General features: G+C 64.9%; 13 protein-coding genes and 3 pseudogenes. 8 read left to right on the top strand and 8 right to left on the bottom strand.

Annotated elements, in window-relative coordinates:
* The first annotated feature begins 7 nt into the window (after nucleotides 1–7).
* From ACMGEZ_RS28085 to ACMGEZ_RS28075, 3 genes and pseudogenes are all read left to right on the top strand, one after another.
* Nucleotides 8–919, top strand: coding sequence for an alpha/beta fold hydrolase (locus ACMGEZ_RS28085; protein ID WP_436825564.1), 912 nt, complete (start codon nucleotides 8–10; stop codon nucleotides 917–919).
* Nucleotides 920–1,140: 221 nt separating this feature from the next.
* Nucleotides 1,141–1,374: pseudogene (locus ACMGEZ_RS28080) on the top strand (TetR/AcrR family transcriptional regulator); the annotation flags it as partial.
* A 19-nt stretch (nucleotides 1,375–1,393) separates the two neighbouring features.
* Nucleotides 1,394–2,938, top strand: coding sequence for an IS3 family transposase (locus ACMGEZ_RS28075; protein ID WP_436825563.1), 1,545 nt, complete (start codon nucleotides 1,394–1,396; stop codon nucleotides 2,936–2,938).
* A gap of 56 nt (nucleotides 2,939–2,994) precedes the next feature.
* Here the strand turns inward: ACMGEZ_RS28075 and ACMGEZ_RS28070 are convergent.
* A pseudogene (locus ACMGEZ_RS28070) lies at nucleotides 2,995–3,117 on the bottom strand (IS5/IS1182 family transposase); the annotation flags it as partial.
* A 130-nt stretch (nucleotides 3,118–3,247) separates the two neighbouring features.
* Here ACMGEZ_RS28070 and ACMGEZ_RS28065 point away from each other — a divergent pair.
* The 4 genes and pseudogenes from ACMGEZ_RS28065 to ACMGEZ_RS28050 all read left to right on the top strand — a co-directional run bounded on the left by ACMGEZ_RS28065 (nucleotide 3,248) and on the right by ACMGEZ_RS28050 (nucleotide 5,988).
* Nucleotides 3,248–3,478: an AbrB/MazE/SpoVT family DNA-binding domain-containing protein gene (locus tag ACMGEZ_RS28065; RefSeq protein ID WP_436825562.1), complete on the top strand. Its 231-nt coding sequence runs from the start codon at nucleotides 3,248–3,250 to the stop codon at nucleotides 3,476–3,478.
* Complete coding sequence (locus ACMGEZ_RS28060; protein ID WP_436825561.1) at nucleotides 3,468–3,893, top strand: PIN domain-containing protein; 426 nt, start codon at nucleotides 3,468–3,470, stop codon at nucleotides 3,891–3,893. The genes ACMGEZ_RS28065 and ACMGEZ_RS28060 overlap by 11 nt, the downstream gene beginning before the upstream one ends.
* A 591-nt stretch (nucleotides 3,894–4,484) precedes the next feature.
* On the top strand, nucleotides 4,485–5,084 hold the full coding sequence (locus ACMGEZ_RS28055; RefSeq protein WP_436825560.1) for a type IV toxin-antitoxin system AbiEi family antitoxin domain-containing protein: 600 nt from the start codon (nucleotides 4,485–4,487) through the stop codon (nucleotides 5,082–5,084).
* Nucleotides 5,081–5,988: pseudogene (locus ACMGEZ_RS28050) on the top strand (nucleotidyl transferase AbiEii/AbiGii toxin family protein). Before ACMGEZ_RS28055 ends, ACMGEZ_RS28050 begins: the two are co-directional and overlap by 4 nt.
* A 103-nt stretch (nucleotides 5,989–6,091) precedes the next feature.
* Here the strand turns inward: ACMGEZ_RS28050 and ACMGEZ_RS28045 are convergent.
* The 6 genes from ACMGEZ_RS28045 to ACMGEZ_RS28020 all read right to left on the bottom strand — a co-directional run bounded on the left by ACMGEZ_RS28045 (nucleotide 6,092) and on the right by ACMGEZ_RS28020 (nucleotide 12,438).
* On the bottom strand, nucleotides 6,092–6,328 hold the full coding sequence (locus tag ACMGEZ_RS28045) for a type 2 periplasmic-binding domain-containing protein (protein ID WP_436825559.1): 237 nt from the start codon (nucleotides 6,326–6,328) through the stop codon (nucleotides 6,092–6,094).
* A 156-nt stretch (nucleotides 6,329–6,484) separates the two neighbouring features.
* Entirely contained in the window at nucleotides 6,485–7,549 is a 1,065-nt protein-coding gene (locus ACMGEZ_RS28040) for a tartrate dehydrogenase (protein WP_436825558.1), read from the bottom strand.
* 27 nt (nucleotides 7,550–7,576) lie between these two features.
* Complete coding sequence (gene hpaI / locus ACMGEZ_RS28035; protein WP_436825593.1) at nucleotides 7,577–8,383, bottom strand: 4-hydroxy-2-oxoheptanedioate aldolase; 807 nt, start codon at nucleotides 8,381–8,383, stop codon at nucleotides 7,577–7,579.
* Nucleotides 8,384–8,392: 9 nt separating this feature from the next.
* Complete coding sequence (locus ACMGEZ_RS28030) at nucleotides 8,393–9,862, bottom strand: NAD-dependent succinate-semialdehyde dehydrogenase (RefSeq protein ID WP_436825557.1); 1,470 nt, start codon at nucleotides 9,860–9,862, stop codon at nucleotides 8,393–8,395.
* Between the two features lie 39 nt (nucleotides 9,863–9,901).
* Nucleotides 9,902–11,431 carry a UxaA family hydrolase gene (locus ACMGEZ_RS28025; protein ID WP_436825556.1) on the bottom strand — a complete coding sequence of 510 codons (1,530 nt, stop codon included), beginning with the start codon at nucleotides 11,429–11,431 and terminating at the stop codon, nucleotides 9,902–9,904.
* Between the two features lie 23 nt (nucleotides 11,432–11,454).
* On the bottom strand, nucleotides 11,455–12,438 hold the full coding sequence (locus tag ACMGEZ_RS28020; protein WP_436825555.1) for a tripartite tricarboxylate transporter substrate binding protein: 984 nt from the start codon (nucleotides 12,436–12,438) through the stop codon (nucleotides 11,455–11,457).
* A 106-nt stretch (nucleotides 12,439–12,544) separates the two neighbouring features.
* On the opposite strand from ACMGEZ_RS28020, the gene ACMGEZ_RS28015 reads away from it, so the two are divergent.
* A complete protein-coding gene (locus ACMGEZ_RS28015; protein WP_436825554.1) occupies nucleotides 12,545–13,522 on the top strand; it encodes a LysR substrate-binding domain-containing protein in 978 nt (325 codons plus the stop codon).
* Nucleotides 13,523–14,111: 589 nt separating this feature from the next.
* Here the strand turns inward: ACMGEZ_RS28015 and ACMGEZ_RS28010 are convergent.
* Nucleotides 14,112–14,381: a GlsB/YeaQ/YmgE family stress response membrane protein gene (locus tag ACMGEZ_RS28010; protein WP_436825553.1), complete on the bottom strand. Its 270-nt coding sequence runs from the start codon at nucleotides 14,379–14,381 to the stop codon at nucleotides 14,112–14,114.
* Between the last annotated feature and the right edge of the window lie 400 nt (nucleotides 14,382–14,781).

Here is a 14,781-nt window from a genome sequence, read left to right as displayed (position 1 = left end):
GACGAGCATGTCTGCAACCACCGATTCCCATTCCGGAATCAGAATCCCAGGAACCAGCGAACACTTTCTTGACCCGCTCGGGCCGGAACCCCGAAGCCACGGTCGACTGCGTTACCTCGCGGGCGGAACGGGGGCGCCGTTGGTCCTGCTGCACACTGTACGCACGCAGGCCGAGCACTTCCGCCACCTCATCCCGCTGGTCCAGGAGCGGTACACCGTGTACGCGCTCGATCTGCCCGGCATGGGTTACTCGCAGATCGTGCCGGGTGCTTCGTATGACGAGCCCGCGATGCGCGCGGCGGTGAAGAGCCTCATCACCCAACTCGACCTGCGCGACGTGACGCTGCTGGGCGAGTCGATGGGCGCGACGCTCGCCCTCACCACCGCGGCCGATCTGCGCGAGCGAGTGCGGCGCGTCGTGGCGATCAATGCCTACGACTACGCGGGCGGCATCGCGCGGTCCAGCCTCCTGGCCCGGTTCATCGTGACTGGCGTGCTTGCGCCGGGAATCGGCCCGACCGTCGCCGGAGTCGAACCCAAGCCGATCATGCGCGCCGTGCTGCGTGGGGGTCTGGGCGACAAGGCCGCGCTGCACGACGACTACGTCGATGAATTGCTGAAGATCGGGCGCCGCCCCGGCTACCCGTTCGTCGCCCGCGCGGTGTACGGGAACCTGCGCAGCCTCATCGCGGCGCGTTCCCGCTATCCCGAGGTCAGCGCACCAGTCCATCTCATCTATGGAGAAAAGGATTGGTCACGACCGTCGGACCGACAAGCCAACCAGCAACTCCTTCCCGCGGCCGACTTTGTCCAGGTGCCTGACGCCGGTCACTTCATCGTCCTGGAAAGGCCCGACGTGCCCGCCAAGGTGCTGAACGACGCGGTGCGGCTCGCGAGCGTTCCGAAAACCGCCGCCTGATGTCGCGCGACGCGACCTTCCCCTTCCTTGACCCGAGACGCAAAGGATCAGACATGTTCATCCCCCAACGGATCTTCGGCGTGGGCGGCAACATGTCCGACAATGACGAGTGTGCGCGCAGGCCGCCCTTGACGCGATGAAGGACCTTTTGAAGTAGCCGAGCCCAGTGCCGCGATCACCGCAGAAGGACCAGCGTCGTTGCATGGCGAGCAAGCAATTCCATGATTGATCGCACCGTCTTCCCGATCCGACGACGCAAGGACGCGCGGCCTCAGGAGCTTCTGGATGCCGCCCTCAGCCTGTTCATCGAAAAGGGTTTTGCGGCAGCGCGTGCCGACGAGATCGCCGCGCGCGCCGGCGTCTGCAAGGGGACGCTCTACCTCTACTTCGACAGCAAGGAAGACTTGCTCAAGGAATTGATCGCGCAGCGCTTGGGGGTGCGGCAGAAATCTTGGACTACCCTGAAAGTAGTTCATGTATTCATACGAAGACCGAATCCGAGCCGTCAAGCTCTTCATCAAGCTGGGGAAGCGCACCGGGCTGACGATCCGCCAGTTGGGCTACCCGACAAAGAACTCTTTGAAGAGCTGGCATCTGGAGTACGAGCGAAGTCGCGATCTGCCTGCCGGCTACGTGCGCTCGAGGCCGAAGTATTCGCACGCGCAGAAGTGCCTGGCGATTGACCACTATCTCACCCACGGTCGCTGCGTTGCTGCAACCATGAAGGCGCTAGGCTATCCGGCGCGGGGGACCCTGGCCGCCTGGATTGGTGAGCTGAATCCTGAATCAAGACAGCGAGTTGTTGGCAGAGCTGGCAGCGTGACTCGAGCGCCGGAACTCAAGAAGGCAGCGGTCCTTGAACTGTGCACCCGCGAAGGAAGCGCGCGGGCGGTTGCTCAGAAGATTGGCGTGAGCAGGCCGACGTTGTACAACTGGAAGAACCAGCTCGCCGGCCCGGAGGTTCCAGCATCCATGAAACACCGCAAAGATTTGCCACCAGAGCCGCAGCCCGAGCGAGCGGAGCTGGAGCAGCAGGTTGAATCGCTTCGTCGCGACATTCGACGGCTGCAGCTCGAGCACGACCTTTTGAAGAAGGCGAGCGAAATCATAAAAAAAGACCTGGGCGTCAGCCTGCAGCTCCTGACGAACCGGGAGAAGACGCTGCTGGTTGACGCCCTCAAACAGACCCATGCGATGTCGGATCTCTTGACGGAGCTGGGCCTTGCCCGCAGCTCGTACTTCTATCATCGGGGGCGCCTGCAGGTTGCGGACAAGTATGCCGATGCGCGCCGGGCGCTTGCCGACATCTTCGAACTCAATCACCGTTGCTACGGCTACCGCCGGATGCAGGCGGCGCTGAGCAGGCAGTGCGTGCGCCTTTCAGAGAAGGTGGTGCAGCGTTTGATGAAGCAGGAGTGCCTGGTCGTCGCAAAGCCGAAACGTCGGCGATACGGCTCCTACCTGGGAGAGATCAGCCCGGCGCCAGAAAACCTCGTCGATCGCGACTTTACAGCCCCTGCCCCGAATGAGAAGTGGCTCACCGATATCTCGGAGTTCCAAATCGCCGCCGGCACGGTGTATCTGTCACCGATGATCGACTGCTTCGATGGTCAGGTCGTCAGTTGGTCGATCGGCACGCGACCGGACGCTGAGCTTGTGAACACGATGCTGGATGCGGCCATAGAGACGATTCCCGGCGACAGCGAACGGCCTGTCGTGCACTCCGATCGCGGCGCCCACTACCGCTGGCCCGGATGGCTATCGCGCATCGCGGATGCCAAGCTGATTCGTTCGATGTCACGCAAAGGGTGCTCGCCTGACAACGCTGCCTGCGAAGGGTTCTTTGGCCGGTTGAAGACGGAGATGTTCTATCCTCGTGACTGGCAAACAGCGAGCATCGAGCAGTTCACCCAGGCCTTGGACTCATACATCCGCTGGTACAACGAGAAGCGGATCAAGATCTCCCTCGGCGCTCTCAGTCCGGTTGAATATCGGAAGAGCCTGGGGCTCGCGGCATAACCAGTCAAAGATTTCTGCCGCACCCCCGACTGAGGAGAATCCGGCGACCCTTGACACATCTTGGCCAGCGCCTCATTGACCATCACCCGGATGCGGCGCAACGGGTGGTCGGCGGGAACGAAGTCGTCCAGCCGTCTCATCGTGAACAAGCCTTCGGTGAATGTGTCAGGGCCGCGCATCGGGGGTGGTTTAGTAGGTCTGCAAGGACAACGCGCCAAGCCCGCTGACGGGGGACCTTCGAGTTAGGTACTTCAGCAGCCTGCTACGCGTGCGTATCTACAATCTTAAAAGTAGATACAGGAGTCAGTCATGCAAGTCGCCAAGTGGGGCAACAGCCTAGCCATTCGCCTGCCCCTGGCACTGGTCAAGAAATTGAACCTGTCAGAAGGAGACGAGGTGCGCCTGAGCGTGCACAGCCCGCGCGCCCTTGGTCTGAGTAAGAAACCCGGGAAGGAGGAGATCGTCGCCGCCCTGCGCGAGTTCGAAGGCCGGCTGCCAGAAGCGTTCAAGTTCGATCGAGACGACGCCAATGAAAGATAGAGCGTTCGCGGACACCAATGTCGTGCTCTACATGATGTCCAAGGACGCAGCAAAGGCGGAGCGCGCACGCACGGTGGTTGCGGGGCGCCCGATCATCAGCGTTCAGGTCCTCAACGAGATTACCAGCGTTGCGCGGCGCAAGCTGACCCTTCCATGGAAGGAAATCGACGAGTTTTTGCAGTTGGCGCGGGGGCTGTGCCCAGTCGAACCCTTAACCGTTGAATCTCACGATTTGGGGCGCGCGCTCAGCGAAAAATACCAGCTATCGGTGTACTACTCGATGATCTTGTCCTCGGCTCTCCTGTCTGGCTGCGACACGCTGTATTCGGAGGATATGCAAGACAGTCTGCGCATCGAGCAGACGCTGACCATCGTCAACCCATTTCGCCCGGACGGTCCCAACTTCGCCCTGTGAGACGTATTGCGGCCACGAGCATCGGTGATCGGGCGTACCTGCGCTCCTTGGTGTCGTCTTTCTAGACTCGTACTTCACCGGAATCGATGTGTCGCTGCGCTCTGGCGCTCTGGCAAGGTCTGCCACGCAATCGACCTTGAGGTCGTACTCAATGACCTTTTTAATGGCGCCTTGGGAGAGCTTGGTATCGCCGTCGGCCCGGCTGCCTCCGCTCAATGCCCTGCGCAGCATCGAGGCGTTGGCCGTGCAGGCAACTTCGCCTCCACGACGGCCGGCTGAATCTGACCATGGGCGATCGGCAAACAGATCCGCCTGTTGGAGGACGGGTTCGGCAAGCCGCTGGTCGACCGCCGTGCGCGTGCGACTGACCGATGGAGGCGCGGCCCTGCTTGGCGACGCAGCGACGCCATGCCAGCATGCCAACTATGGAATTGGCGCACGTGGAGCTAGCTTGCTCGCTCCATCCATATCGTCGCGCCTTTCCGGCCGGCGGCGGCGCGATGGGTACGCACGACTAGCTGCGATGCCCAGCCTGCCGGAGAAGTTAAAAAACTCATTACTTGAAAACAAGTAATGTAAATATTAAGCCAAGTGAGCCAGTCCGACCACATCCTTGACCTTGCCCGTGACCGGCGCGTGCTGCGTGCAGCAGATGTGCGAAAGCACGGCTGGTCGCCACAACTGCTGCTCAGGCTGCACCAGATCGGCAAGCTGCAACGAGTGGCCCGGGGTCTGTACAGCCTGCCGGGTGCTGAAATCACCGAGCACCAGACGCTGATCGAGGTGTGTCAACGCGTGCCCAAGGCCGTACTGTGCCTGCTGAGCGCGCTGCAATTCCACGGCATTGGCACCCAAATGCCCCATGAGTTATGGGTTGCGCTGCCCGAAGCCACACAGACCCCGGCGCTGGATTACCCCACGTTGCGCATCGCGCGCCTTCGAGGCCAAGCCTATTCCGAAGGCATCCAGACCGTGACAGAGCACGGTGCACCGATTCGAGTCTACAGCGTGGCCAAGACGGTGACCGACTGCTTCAAGTTTCGCAACAAGATCGGCCTCGACGTGGCGCTGGAGGCGCTCAAGGAGTCCTGGCGCAGCCGCAAGGTAACCATGGCCGAGCTGAACCACTTCGCCAAGATCAACCGGGTGGAACGCGTCATGCAGCCTTACCTTGAGGCGGTGACGGCATGAGCGGAAATCTATCGGCCTCCATCCTTGCGACTGCTGACGTTGGCCAAGCAGCGGGGCGATGACTACAGTCTGCTGCTCAACCGCTTTGCGCTAGAGCGCCTGCTGCTGCGCATCAGCACCTCACCGCATGCCAGCCGATTTTTGCTCAAGGGCGCTCTGCTCTTCGCACTCTGGTACGACGACCCGCACCGCCCCACACGGGACGCCGACTTGCTGGGCTTTGGCGACGACGACGAAGCGAATCTGATCGCCACTTTTCGCAGCATCGCTGCAATGGACTTGGGTGACGGCATCGTGTTCGAGCCTGAGTCAGTCAAAGCAGATGCCATACGCGAAGACAACACCTACGGCGGTACCCGCATCACCCTGGCGGCACGCATAGGCTCCGCACGCTGTGCATTGCAAATTGACGTGGGGTTTGGCGACGTGGCGACGCAGTGACGCCCGAGCCGCAGACCGTCGCCTTTCCCACCCTGCTGAAAGACTTCCAAGCTCCGACGCTGCGGGTCTATCCGGTCTACACCGTGATCGCCGAGAAGTACCAGGCCATGGTGATGCTGGGTCAGGCGAACAGCCGCATGAAGGACTTTTACGATCTGGCCGTGATCGCACGGCGCACTGAGCTGGATGGTGCAATCCTGACCGCGGCCATTGCGGCCACCTTTTCCAGACGGCAAACCCCCTACCTACCGAGCACCCGCTCGCGCTCACCAGCCAGTTCAGTGAAGACTCCGCCAAGCTGAGGCAGTGGCGGGCCTTCCTGAACAAGAACCGTATTACGGCAGGCAGCTTGGCCGAGACGGTTGCACTGCTGAACCTGCTGCTGTGGCCGCGCACGCAAGCTGCCGCAGCCAACATTCAGGCGACGGCCACATGGCGTCCTGAATCATTACGCTGGGTCTGAACCTCAACCCATGCCCCTACAAGCCAGTCAAAGCAGCGATTCATCGACGTGGTCGTCAGGAGCTCCAGAGCCAATGCGCGAAGGCTCGCTCCTCAGGCAGCACTCAGGACGCGCTCTGTACGAAGTCCGCGAAAGCCCTTAACGGTGCCGGCAGCAACCGACGGCCGGGATAGTAGAGGAAGGGGCCGGAGAACCGCAGCCACCAGGGCTCGAGGATTGATTCGACCGCGCCGCTGTCGAGGTGAGGTCGCAGCCGCTCTTCGAACAGGTAGACCCCGCCGGCACTGGCTATCGCCGCATCGACCGAGAGATCTGCCGCTGCGCCGATCCGCACGGTCAACTGCCCCGGTCACATCGATTCCAGGGCTTGGCCAGCTGCGAAGGCTTCCTGAGCCACCGCGGCTTGGGCCCGCGTCCGCTCCAGCCATTACCGGGCGGCTGGGCCCGTCTGGAGATGCGACGAACTCGAGGGCCAGGGATGCAAAATCGAGACTGCTCAGATCAGCGCACCGATCGCAGCCCCCATCTCCGCCGTCGTCGCCTTGCCACCCAGATCGCCCGTTCGCGGACCGGAAGCCAGCACCTGCTCGATGGCGTGCACGATCGCATCGTGCGCGTCCCGATGGCCGAGGAAATGGAGCAGTAGCGCGCCTGACCAGATCATCGCCACGGGGTTGGCGATGCCCTTGCCGTAGATGTCGGGCGCCGAGCCGTGGACCGGCTCAAACAACGACGGGAACTTGCGCTCCGGATTGAGATTGGCCGACGGCGCCAGGCCGATCGTGCCAGTGCAGGCCGGCCCCAGGTCCGACAGGATGTCGCCGAACAGGTTGCTGGCCACCACCACGTCGAAACGCTGCGGCTGCAGCACGAAGCGCGCCGACAGAATGTCGATGTGCTGCTTGTCCACCTTCACCTCGGGATAGCTGCTGCCCACCGCATCCGCGCGGCCATCCCACCACGGCATGCTGATCGCGATGCCGTTGCTCTTGGTCGCTACGGTGAGCTGCTTGCGCGGCCGCGACTGCGCGAGATCGAAGGCGTACTTCAGCACCCGGTCGGCGCCAAAGCGGCTGAACACCGCTTCCTGCACGACCACTTCGCGCTCCGTTCCCTCGAACATCACGCCGCCGAGCTTGGTGTATTCGCCCTCGGTGTTCTCGCGCACGATGTAGAAGTCGATATCGCCCGGCTTGCGCCCGGCCAGCGGCCCGGGCACGCCTTCGAACAGGCGCACAGGACGCAGGTTCACGTACTGGTCGAACTCGCGCCGGAACTTCAACAGCGAGCCCCACAGCGAAACGTGATCGGGCACGGTGTCCGGCCAGCCGACGGCGCCGAAGTAGACGGCATCCATGCCTTCGAGCTGCGACTTCCAGTCGTCCGGCATCATCTGCCCGGTCTTGGCATAGTAGTCGCAGCTGGCCCAGTCGATATGCGTGACGGCCAGTTCGATGCCGAAGCGGCTCGCGGCCTTCTCGAGGACGCGAAGGCCCTCGGGCATCACTTCCTTGCCGATGCCGTCGCCCGGAATAGCAGCGATGCGCAGCGTCTTGCTCATGGTGTCTGCCTTCTTGTCGATGTTCATTCAATAGGCCGATGCGCCAGCGGCGCTCATCGCGCTCTCGGTGCCGAGGCCGAACTCGCCGGCCAGGCGGCGCGTGGCCTGTGCAAGCAGCGAGACGTCGATGCCGACTGCCACGAAGGTGGCGCCGAGCTCGAGGTACCTGCGTGCCAGCGCGAGGTCCGTCGCCAGCGTGCCGGCGGCCTTGCCGCTGGCGACGATGGTGCGGATGGCGCGCTCGATGGCGGCCTGGACCTCCGGATGCCCCGGCGCGCCGCGGCGGCCCATCGATGCCGCCAGGTCGGCGGGGCCGATGAACACGCCATGCACGCCGTCCACCGCGCAGATCTCTTCGAGGTTGTCGAGCGCAGTCGCGGTCTCGGCCTGCAACAGCAGGCAGACCTCGTCGTTGGCGGCGCCCAGGTAGTCGCGCCGCGCACCCCAGCGCGAGGCCCGCGCCACGGCAGCGCCGACGCCGCGCACGCCTTCGGGCGGATAGCGGGTGGCCGCCACCAGCGCGCGAGCCTGCGCAGCGGTGTCGACCATGGGCACCAGCAGGTTCTGCGCGCCGATGTCGAGCAGCTGCTTGATCAGCGCGGTGTCGCCGTCGACAGCGCGTACCACCGGCTGGGCGGGGTAGGCCGCGACCGCCTGCAGCTGCGCGAGCGTGCTGCGCACGTCGTTGGGTGCGTGCTCGCCATCGATCAGGAGCCACTGGAACCCGGCAGTCGCGCAGACTTCCGCGCTGTAGGGCTGCGCCATCGACAGCCAGAAGCCGATCTGCGGCTGCTTCGCGCGCAGTGCGTGCTTGAAGGGGTTGTTCATGACCATAGCTTTCATTCAGTCCAGTCCACCCTGGCACATGTACTTGGTGTGCAGGTAGTCGTCCAGCCCGTGCACCGAGCCCTCGCGGCCGTACCCCGATTCTTTCACCCCACCGAAGGGCGCGGCCTCTGCCGCCAGTGCGCCTTCGTTGATGCCGACGATGCCGGACTCCAGCGCATCGGCCACGCGCCAGATGCGGCGCACATCCTGCGAGTAGAAGTAGGCGGCCAGGCCAAACGGCGTGTCGTTGGCCTGCGCGATCACGTCCGCCTCGGTCCCGAAGCGCGTGATCGCCGCCACGGGCCCGAAGGTTTCCTCGCAGGCGCAGACCATCGTCGCGTCCACGTCGACGAGCACAGTGGGCGCGTAGTAGTTGGGCCCGAGCGCCGCGAGGCGCTCGCCGCCGGTGAGCACGCGCGCGCCACGGGCGAGGGCGTCGCGCACATGGCGCTCGATCTTCTCGACCGCGCGCGCATTGATCATCGGGCCGATCTGCGAGGCCGCATCGGTGGCCGGACCGACCTTGAGTGCGCCGACACGCGCGGCCAGCTTGTCGACGAAGGCGTCGTGCGCCCTGGCCTGCACGAACACGCGGTTGGGGCACACGCAGGTCTGGCCGCCGTTGCGGAACTTGGCGGCCATCAGGCCTTCGACCGCGGCGTCGATGTCGGCGTCTTCGAAGACGATGAAGGGTGCGTTGCCGCCCAGCTCCAGCGACAGCTTCTTGAGCGTGTCGGCCGAGCGGCGGGCCAGGTGCTTGCCCACCGGCGTCGAGCCGGTAAAAGTGATCTTGCGCACGCGCGGGTCGTCCAGCCAGACGTCCACCACCTCGGGCGTGCGTTCGCGCGAGGCGGTGACGATGTTGAGCACGCCGGGCGGCACGCCGGCCTCTTCGGCCAGCGCCACCAGCGCCAGCGACGTGAGCGGCGTGTCCTCGGCCGGCTTGCACACCACGGTGCAGCCGGCGGCAAGCGCCGGCGCGATCTTGCGTGCGATCATCGCGGCCGGGAAGTTCCAGGGCGTGATCGCGGCGACCACGCCCACCGGCTCCCTCAGCGCGAACATGCGGCGCCCCGGCAGCGGCGCGGGAATGAGGTCGCCGTTGGAGCGCGTCGCCTCTTCGGCGAACCACTCGATGTAGCTCGCGGCGTAGGCGATCTCGCCCTTGCCTTCCGCCAGCGGCTTGCCTTGCTCGCGCGAGACCAGGCGGCCCAGGTCGCCCTGGTTGGCCATCACGAGGTCGTTCCAGCGCTTGATGATCTGCGCACGCTGCTTGGCAGGAAGCTTGCGCCAGCCGGCGAAGGCGCCATGCGCGGCATCGACCGCAGCGCGCGCTTCATCGGCGCCGCTGTCGGGCACCTGCGCGATGCGTGCGCCGGTGGCGGGATCCGTCACGTCGAGCGTGGCGCCGGTGGCGGCGCGCCACTCGCCAGCGATAAAGTTGGCGCTGCGCAGCAGGCCGGGTTGGGAAAGCGTAAGGGGCATGGTGTGCGGGAGTCGGTGGGCTCGGTGGTGAAGAGGGGCTCAGCTCACGATGCCCATGTGCCAGGGCACGAACTCGTGATCGCCCAGGCCCAGCAGCTCGCTCTTGGTCGGCTCGCCCGAGGCCGCGCGCAGGATGTGCTGGAAGATGCGCTCGCCCATCTGCTGCACGTCGAGCTCGCCGTCCAGGATCAGGCCGCAGTTGATGTCCATGTCGTCCTCGAGGCGGGTGAACATGGCCGTGTTGCTCGCCAGCTTGATGGTCGGCGACGGCTTGGAGCCGAACATCGAGCCGCGGCCCGTCGTGAAGCAGATCAGGTTGGCGCCGCTGGCGATCTGGCCCGTCGAGGCCACCGGGTCGTAGCCAGGCGAGTCCATGAACACGAAGCCGGCCTTGTCGATAGGTTCCGCGTACTCGTACACCGCCTGCAGCGGCGTGGTGCCGCCCTTCATCGCCGAGCCGAGCGACTTCTCGAAGATGTTGGCCAGCCCGCCGGCCTGGTTGCCGGGGCCGACGACGCCGTTGAACTGGCCGTTGTGGCCGCGAGTGTAGGCCTCCCACCACGCGAGGCGGTCGAGCAACTTCTGCCCGACGGCCGGACTCACGGCGCGACGCGTCAGCATGAACTCCACGCCATGGATCTCCGGCGTTTCAGACAGGATGGCTGTGCCGCCGTGGCGCACCAGGATGTCCATCGCCGCTCCCAGGGCCGGATTGGCGGTGATGCCGGAGAAGCCGTCGGAGCCGCCGCATTCCAGGCCGATCTTCAGGTGCGCGGCGCTGACCGGCTCGCGCCTGACGTCGTTGGCCGCCGGCAGCATCGATTCGATGGCCGCGATGCCCGCGGCGATGGTGGCGCGCGTACCGCCGGTGTCCTGCATCACGAAGGTCCGCACATGCGGCCCGGGCACCAGGCCCTGCGAGGCCACGAGGTCGGCGACCTGGTTGCGCTCGCAGCCGAGGCCGACGATCAGCACGCCGGCCAGGTTCGGATGGCGCGCATAGCCGGCAATGGTGCGGCGCAGCACGTCGAAGTGCTCGCTGGGCGATGACATGCCGCAGCCGCTGGTCTGCGCGAAGGCGACCACGCCATCGACGTTCGGATAGGGCGCCAGCCGCTCCGGCGTGAAGTGGGCGGCTATCTGCTTGATGACGGTCGCCGAGCAGTTGACCGACGAGATCAGGCCGACGAAGTTGCGCGTGGCGACGCTGCCGTCCGGGCGCACGATGCCCATGAAGGTGGCGCGATCCGATTCGGCAACGTAGTCCACGGGGCGCACGTCCTCGCAGAAGCCCGGATCGCGGTCGAAGTCGACCAGCTCAAGATTGTGCGTGTGCACGTGGTCGCCTGGCTCGATGTCGCGCATGGCCGCGCCGATGACGGTGTCGTACTTGCGGACCTTCTCGCCGGCGGCGATCCGGCGTGCCGCGATCTTGTGGCCGGCGGGCACCTGTGCACGCATGCGCAGGGCGAACTCGGGCAACGTCTGGCCGAGCGCGATGGGCGCGCGGGCGATCAGCACGTTGTCGTTCGCGTGCAGCCGGATCAGCGGCGAAGGGGTGGCGGTCATGCGGATCTCCTGGCGGCTTCGCTTCAGTTCTTGCTCATCAGTTCCTTGAGCTTGAGCCTTTCGATGAGCACCTTTTCCTTGGCCACGCTGGCGCTCACGTACTTCTCGTAGTCCGGCGCATCGAGGTACATCAGCGGCGCATCGATCCGGGCGCAGGCGGCGGTGAATTCGGGGCTCGTGGCGGCGACCTTGAAGGCCGCGCGCAGCCGGGCCGCGATGTCCGCGGGCAGGCCCTTCGGCGCGCCGATGCCGTTAGGCGCGTCCACCACGACGTTGTAGCCGGCCTCCTTCAACGTGGGCGCGTCCTTGAACTCCGCCGTGCGCTGCTCGCCCCACGTGGCCAAGAGGCGCAGCTTGCCCGACTTGACATGTGGCGCCCAGGAGCTGGAGTCGGCCAGCACGTCGACGTGGCCGCCCATCAGCGCCTGCAGCGCCTCGGAGCCGCCCTTGAAGGGAATGGCGTTGAACTTCACGCCGGCGGCCATGGCGAACTCCTCCATGCCGACATGCGTCGCTCCGCCCAGGCCGGCGGTGCCGTAGGTGATCTTGTCGGGGTTGGCCTTGGCATCGGCGACCAGGTCCTTGAGCGTCTTCCAGGGCGCTTCGGCGCGTACCGCGATGCCGAAGGTCTGGCCGGAAACGCGCGCGATGTAGCTCAAGTCCTTGAGCGGATCGACCTGCACCATGCCGAGCTGCGAGAAGCGCGTCACCGAGATCGGGATCTGGCCGATCGTGTAGCCGTCGGGCTTCGCGCTTGCGAGCGCCTTCAGGCCGATCATCCCGGAGGCGCCGGCCTTGTTGTCCACCACCACCGATTGGCCGAGCTCCTTGGCTGCGGCAGTGCAGAGCGCGCGCATGGTCACGTCCGCCGTGCCGCCGGCGGGCCAGGGGCAGATGAAGGTGACGGGACGCTCGGGATAGCCGCCCGCAAAAGCGCGCGTGGCGGCAAGCGGAAGCAGGGCAGCGCCGAGGCTGCCCAGCACGAACTGGCGGCGATTGGATCGCATGGTCTTGTCTCCTGATTGCATGGTGGGAAGCTGCGATTGTTCAGGGTGCAGTCATTACAATCCAATGAAGTTACCGACTCTCTTCTTTCTCTTTGGGTTATGAAGCATGCCTGACATCGATCGTGTGCTGCGCTCCAACCTGAAGCTGCGCCATCTGCAGTTGCTGGTGGCGCTCGACGAATTCCGCCACCTTGGCCGCGCGGCCGAATTCCTGTCGGTCACCCAGCCGGCAGTATCGAAGACGCTGGTGGAGATCGAGCGCATGTTCGACCTCGAACTGTTCCTGCGCTCGACGCGCGGAACGGAACCGACCGCCTACGGATCGGCAGTGGTGCGCTTCGCCCGCTCGGTGCTGGCCGATTACGGCCGCACGCGCGACGAGATCGCCGCCGTGGCGAGCGGCGCGGCCGGGCGCACCAGCGTCGGCGCGATGGTGGTCGCCACGCCGTCGCTGCTGATGCGCGCCGTGGCCCTGCTGAAGGCGCAGTCGACCCAAACCACAGTGATGATCGAGGAGGGAGATCTCACCCGCCTGCTGCCGCGCCTGCGCGTCGGCGAGCTGGATCTCTTCGTCGGGCGGCTCGAGCCGGGCTATGCGGCACCGGACCTGAAGACCGAGGCCTTGTACGCCGAGCCCATGTGCGTCGTGGTGCAGCCCGACCATGCGCTGGCTTGCGCCGCCAGGCCGAGCTGGCGCGAACTTGTTCAATTGCCGTGGGTGGTACCGCCGCCCTGGGCGTCATCGCGCATGAAGCTCGAGCAGATGTTCTACAAGCACCGCCTGGTGCCGCCGGCGGACATCGTCGAGACGGCGTCTTTTCTCGTCACGCTTAGCTGCATCCGTGAGCGCTCTGCGGCCGGCTTTCTTGCGCTCGGCGTTGCGCGGCACTTCGAGGGCGAGGGCCTCGTCAAGGTGCTCCGCCTGCCGGTCCCGATCGAGCTGCCGCCCGTCGGGATGATCACGATGCAGGGGCGCAAGCCGTCGCCAGCCACCGACCAGCTGATGCAGTGTCTGCGGATCGCCGCCGCCAAGCGGACGGTTGAATCTTCCACAAGAGGCAAGAACGGCCGGCCCCTGGTCTGAGCGCTCGATAACCGGGCTCTCGGCCATCACGTCTAGATAGCCCGCCGCCGTTGGCGTTGACCGGTAGGCGCACATATGGATACCGTCGCAAAGACAATTTTGCAGCGAACGGGCCCTCGGAAGCCTTGACAATGTCCCGACTGCCGATGACCCACATCCTCCAGACTCTCAGCGACGCCAGCGGCCAATCCAGAAGTTCGCCGCATCCGAAAGCGGTCATTCGCTTTGGCGCCTTAGCGCTACCGACGGATGCTGTGTTCCTCTCCATCGATCATTGAAGTTGCAGCATGCGGGCTTGGCGCGCAGCAGCAGAGTCCGATCAGTCGCACCGGGGAGCAGCGTGTCACGGCCGCGTCAGCTTTCGTATGCGGTCAGCGGAGGCAAGTTTGATGCAGGACCAGGAGCAGGCACCAATCGCCGTTCGGTGGACTCCTGCGATCGGTTCTCGGTGGGACTAGGCGTTGGCCAATCAACGTTCGCTTGACGTGGTTCTGGCCGCGCCGCGGGATACAGGACTTTGCGCGGGTTGTCCTCCTGCACGCCAAGGGTCGCAGGGACCACGCTGGGCCGCGACGCCTTTAGCTCGCTGTTACCTGACGCTGCCGCGACGGACCAGATTCACTATCGCGAGAAGAATCACTGCACCAATCAAGGATGCCAGCAAGCCTCTCACGCTGAAATCGTTCTGGTTCACGGTAGCAGCACCCAAGAGAGGGGCAACCAGCCAGCCGCCGAGCATCGAACCGACGACCCCAACAACGATATTGAGCAAGACCCCCTGTTGATCGTTGGTCCTCATGATCATGCTGGCAACCCAGCCGATCAAGCCGCCGACGATGAGCCAGATGATGATGTTCATGTTGGATCCTTGAGAAGAGGCGGTAAGGCTTAGGCTAGCCGCTGGCCGGTCGAGTCGGAAAGTGCCACTGGCTTGCGTAGTCCCCGGAGATCTGTCCGCGTTCCCTGCGTACCTCTTCTCGGAGGCGCTCGCAGGGCCGACCGTCCAATGTTCTGCGCGGTTCAAAGTAGGTGATGACCTTCGATGGCACGCCCGCGCGAATTGCGCGCGCGTGCGATGTTGGTGACGCCCTACAGCGGCAAGGTGCGCAGCGTCCACAGTGCTTGTTGGCGGGCCAATGAAAGGGATGACTTGATGCTGCTTCCTGACTCTGCCCTCCTGAGCGCGGCCATCGACTGGCTCGGGAACGGCCTGTGGGATCTCACGTGGTGGCAGGTCGTGCTGTACACGCTGTTGACCA

Source organism: Variovorax stachyos, from assembly GCF_051400855.1.
GTDB lineage: Bacteria > Pseudomonadota > Gammaproteobacteria > Burkholderiales > Burkholderiaceae_C > Variovorax.
Note: the sequence above shows the minus strand (reverse complement) of the source record. Positions and strands in the feature narration are given on the sequence as shown.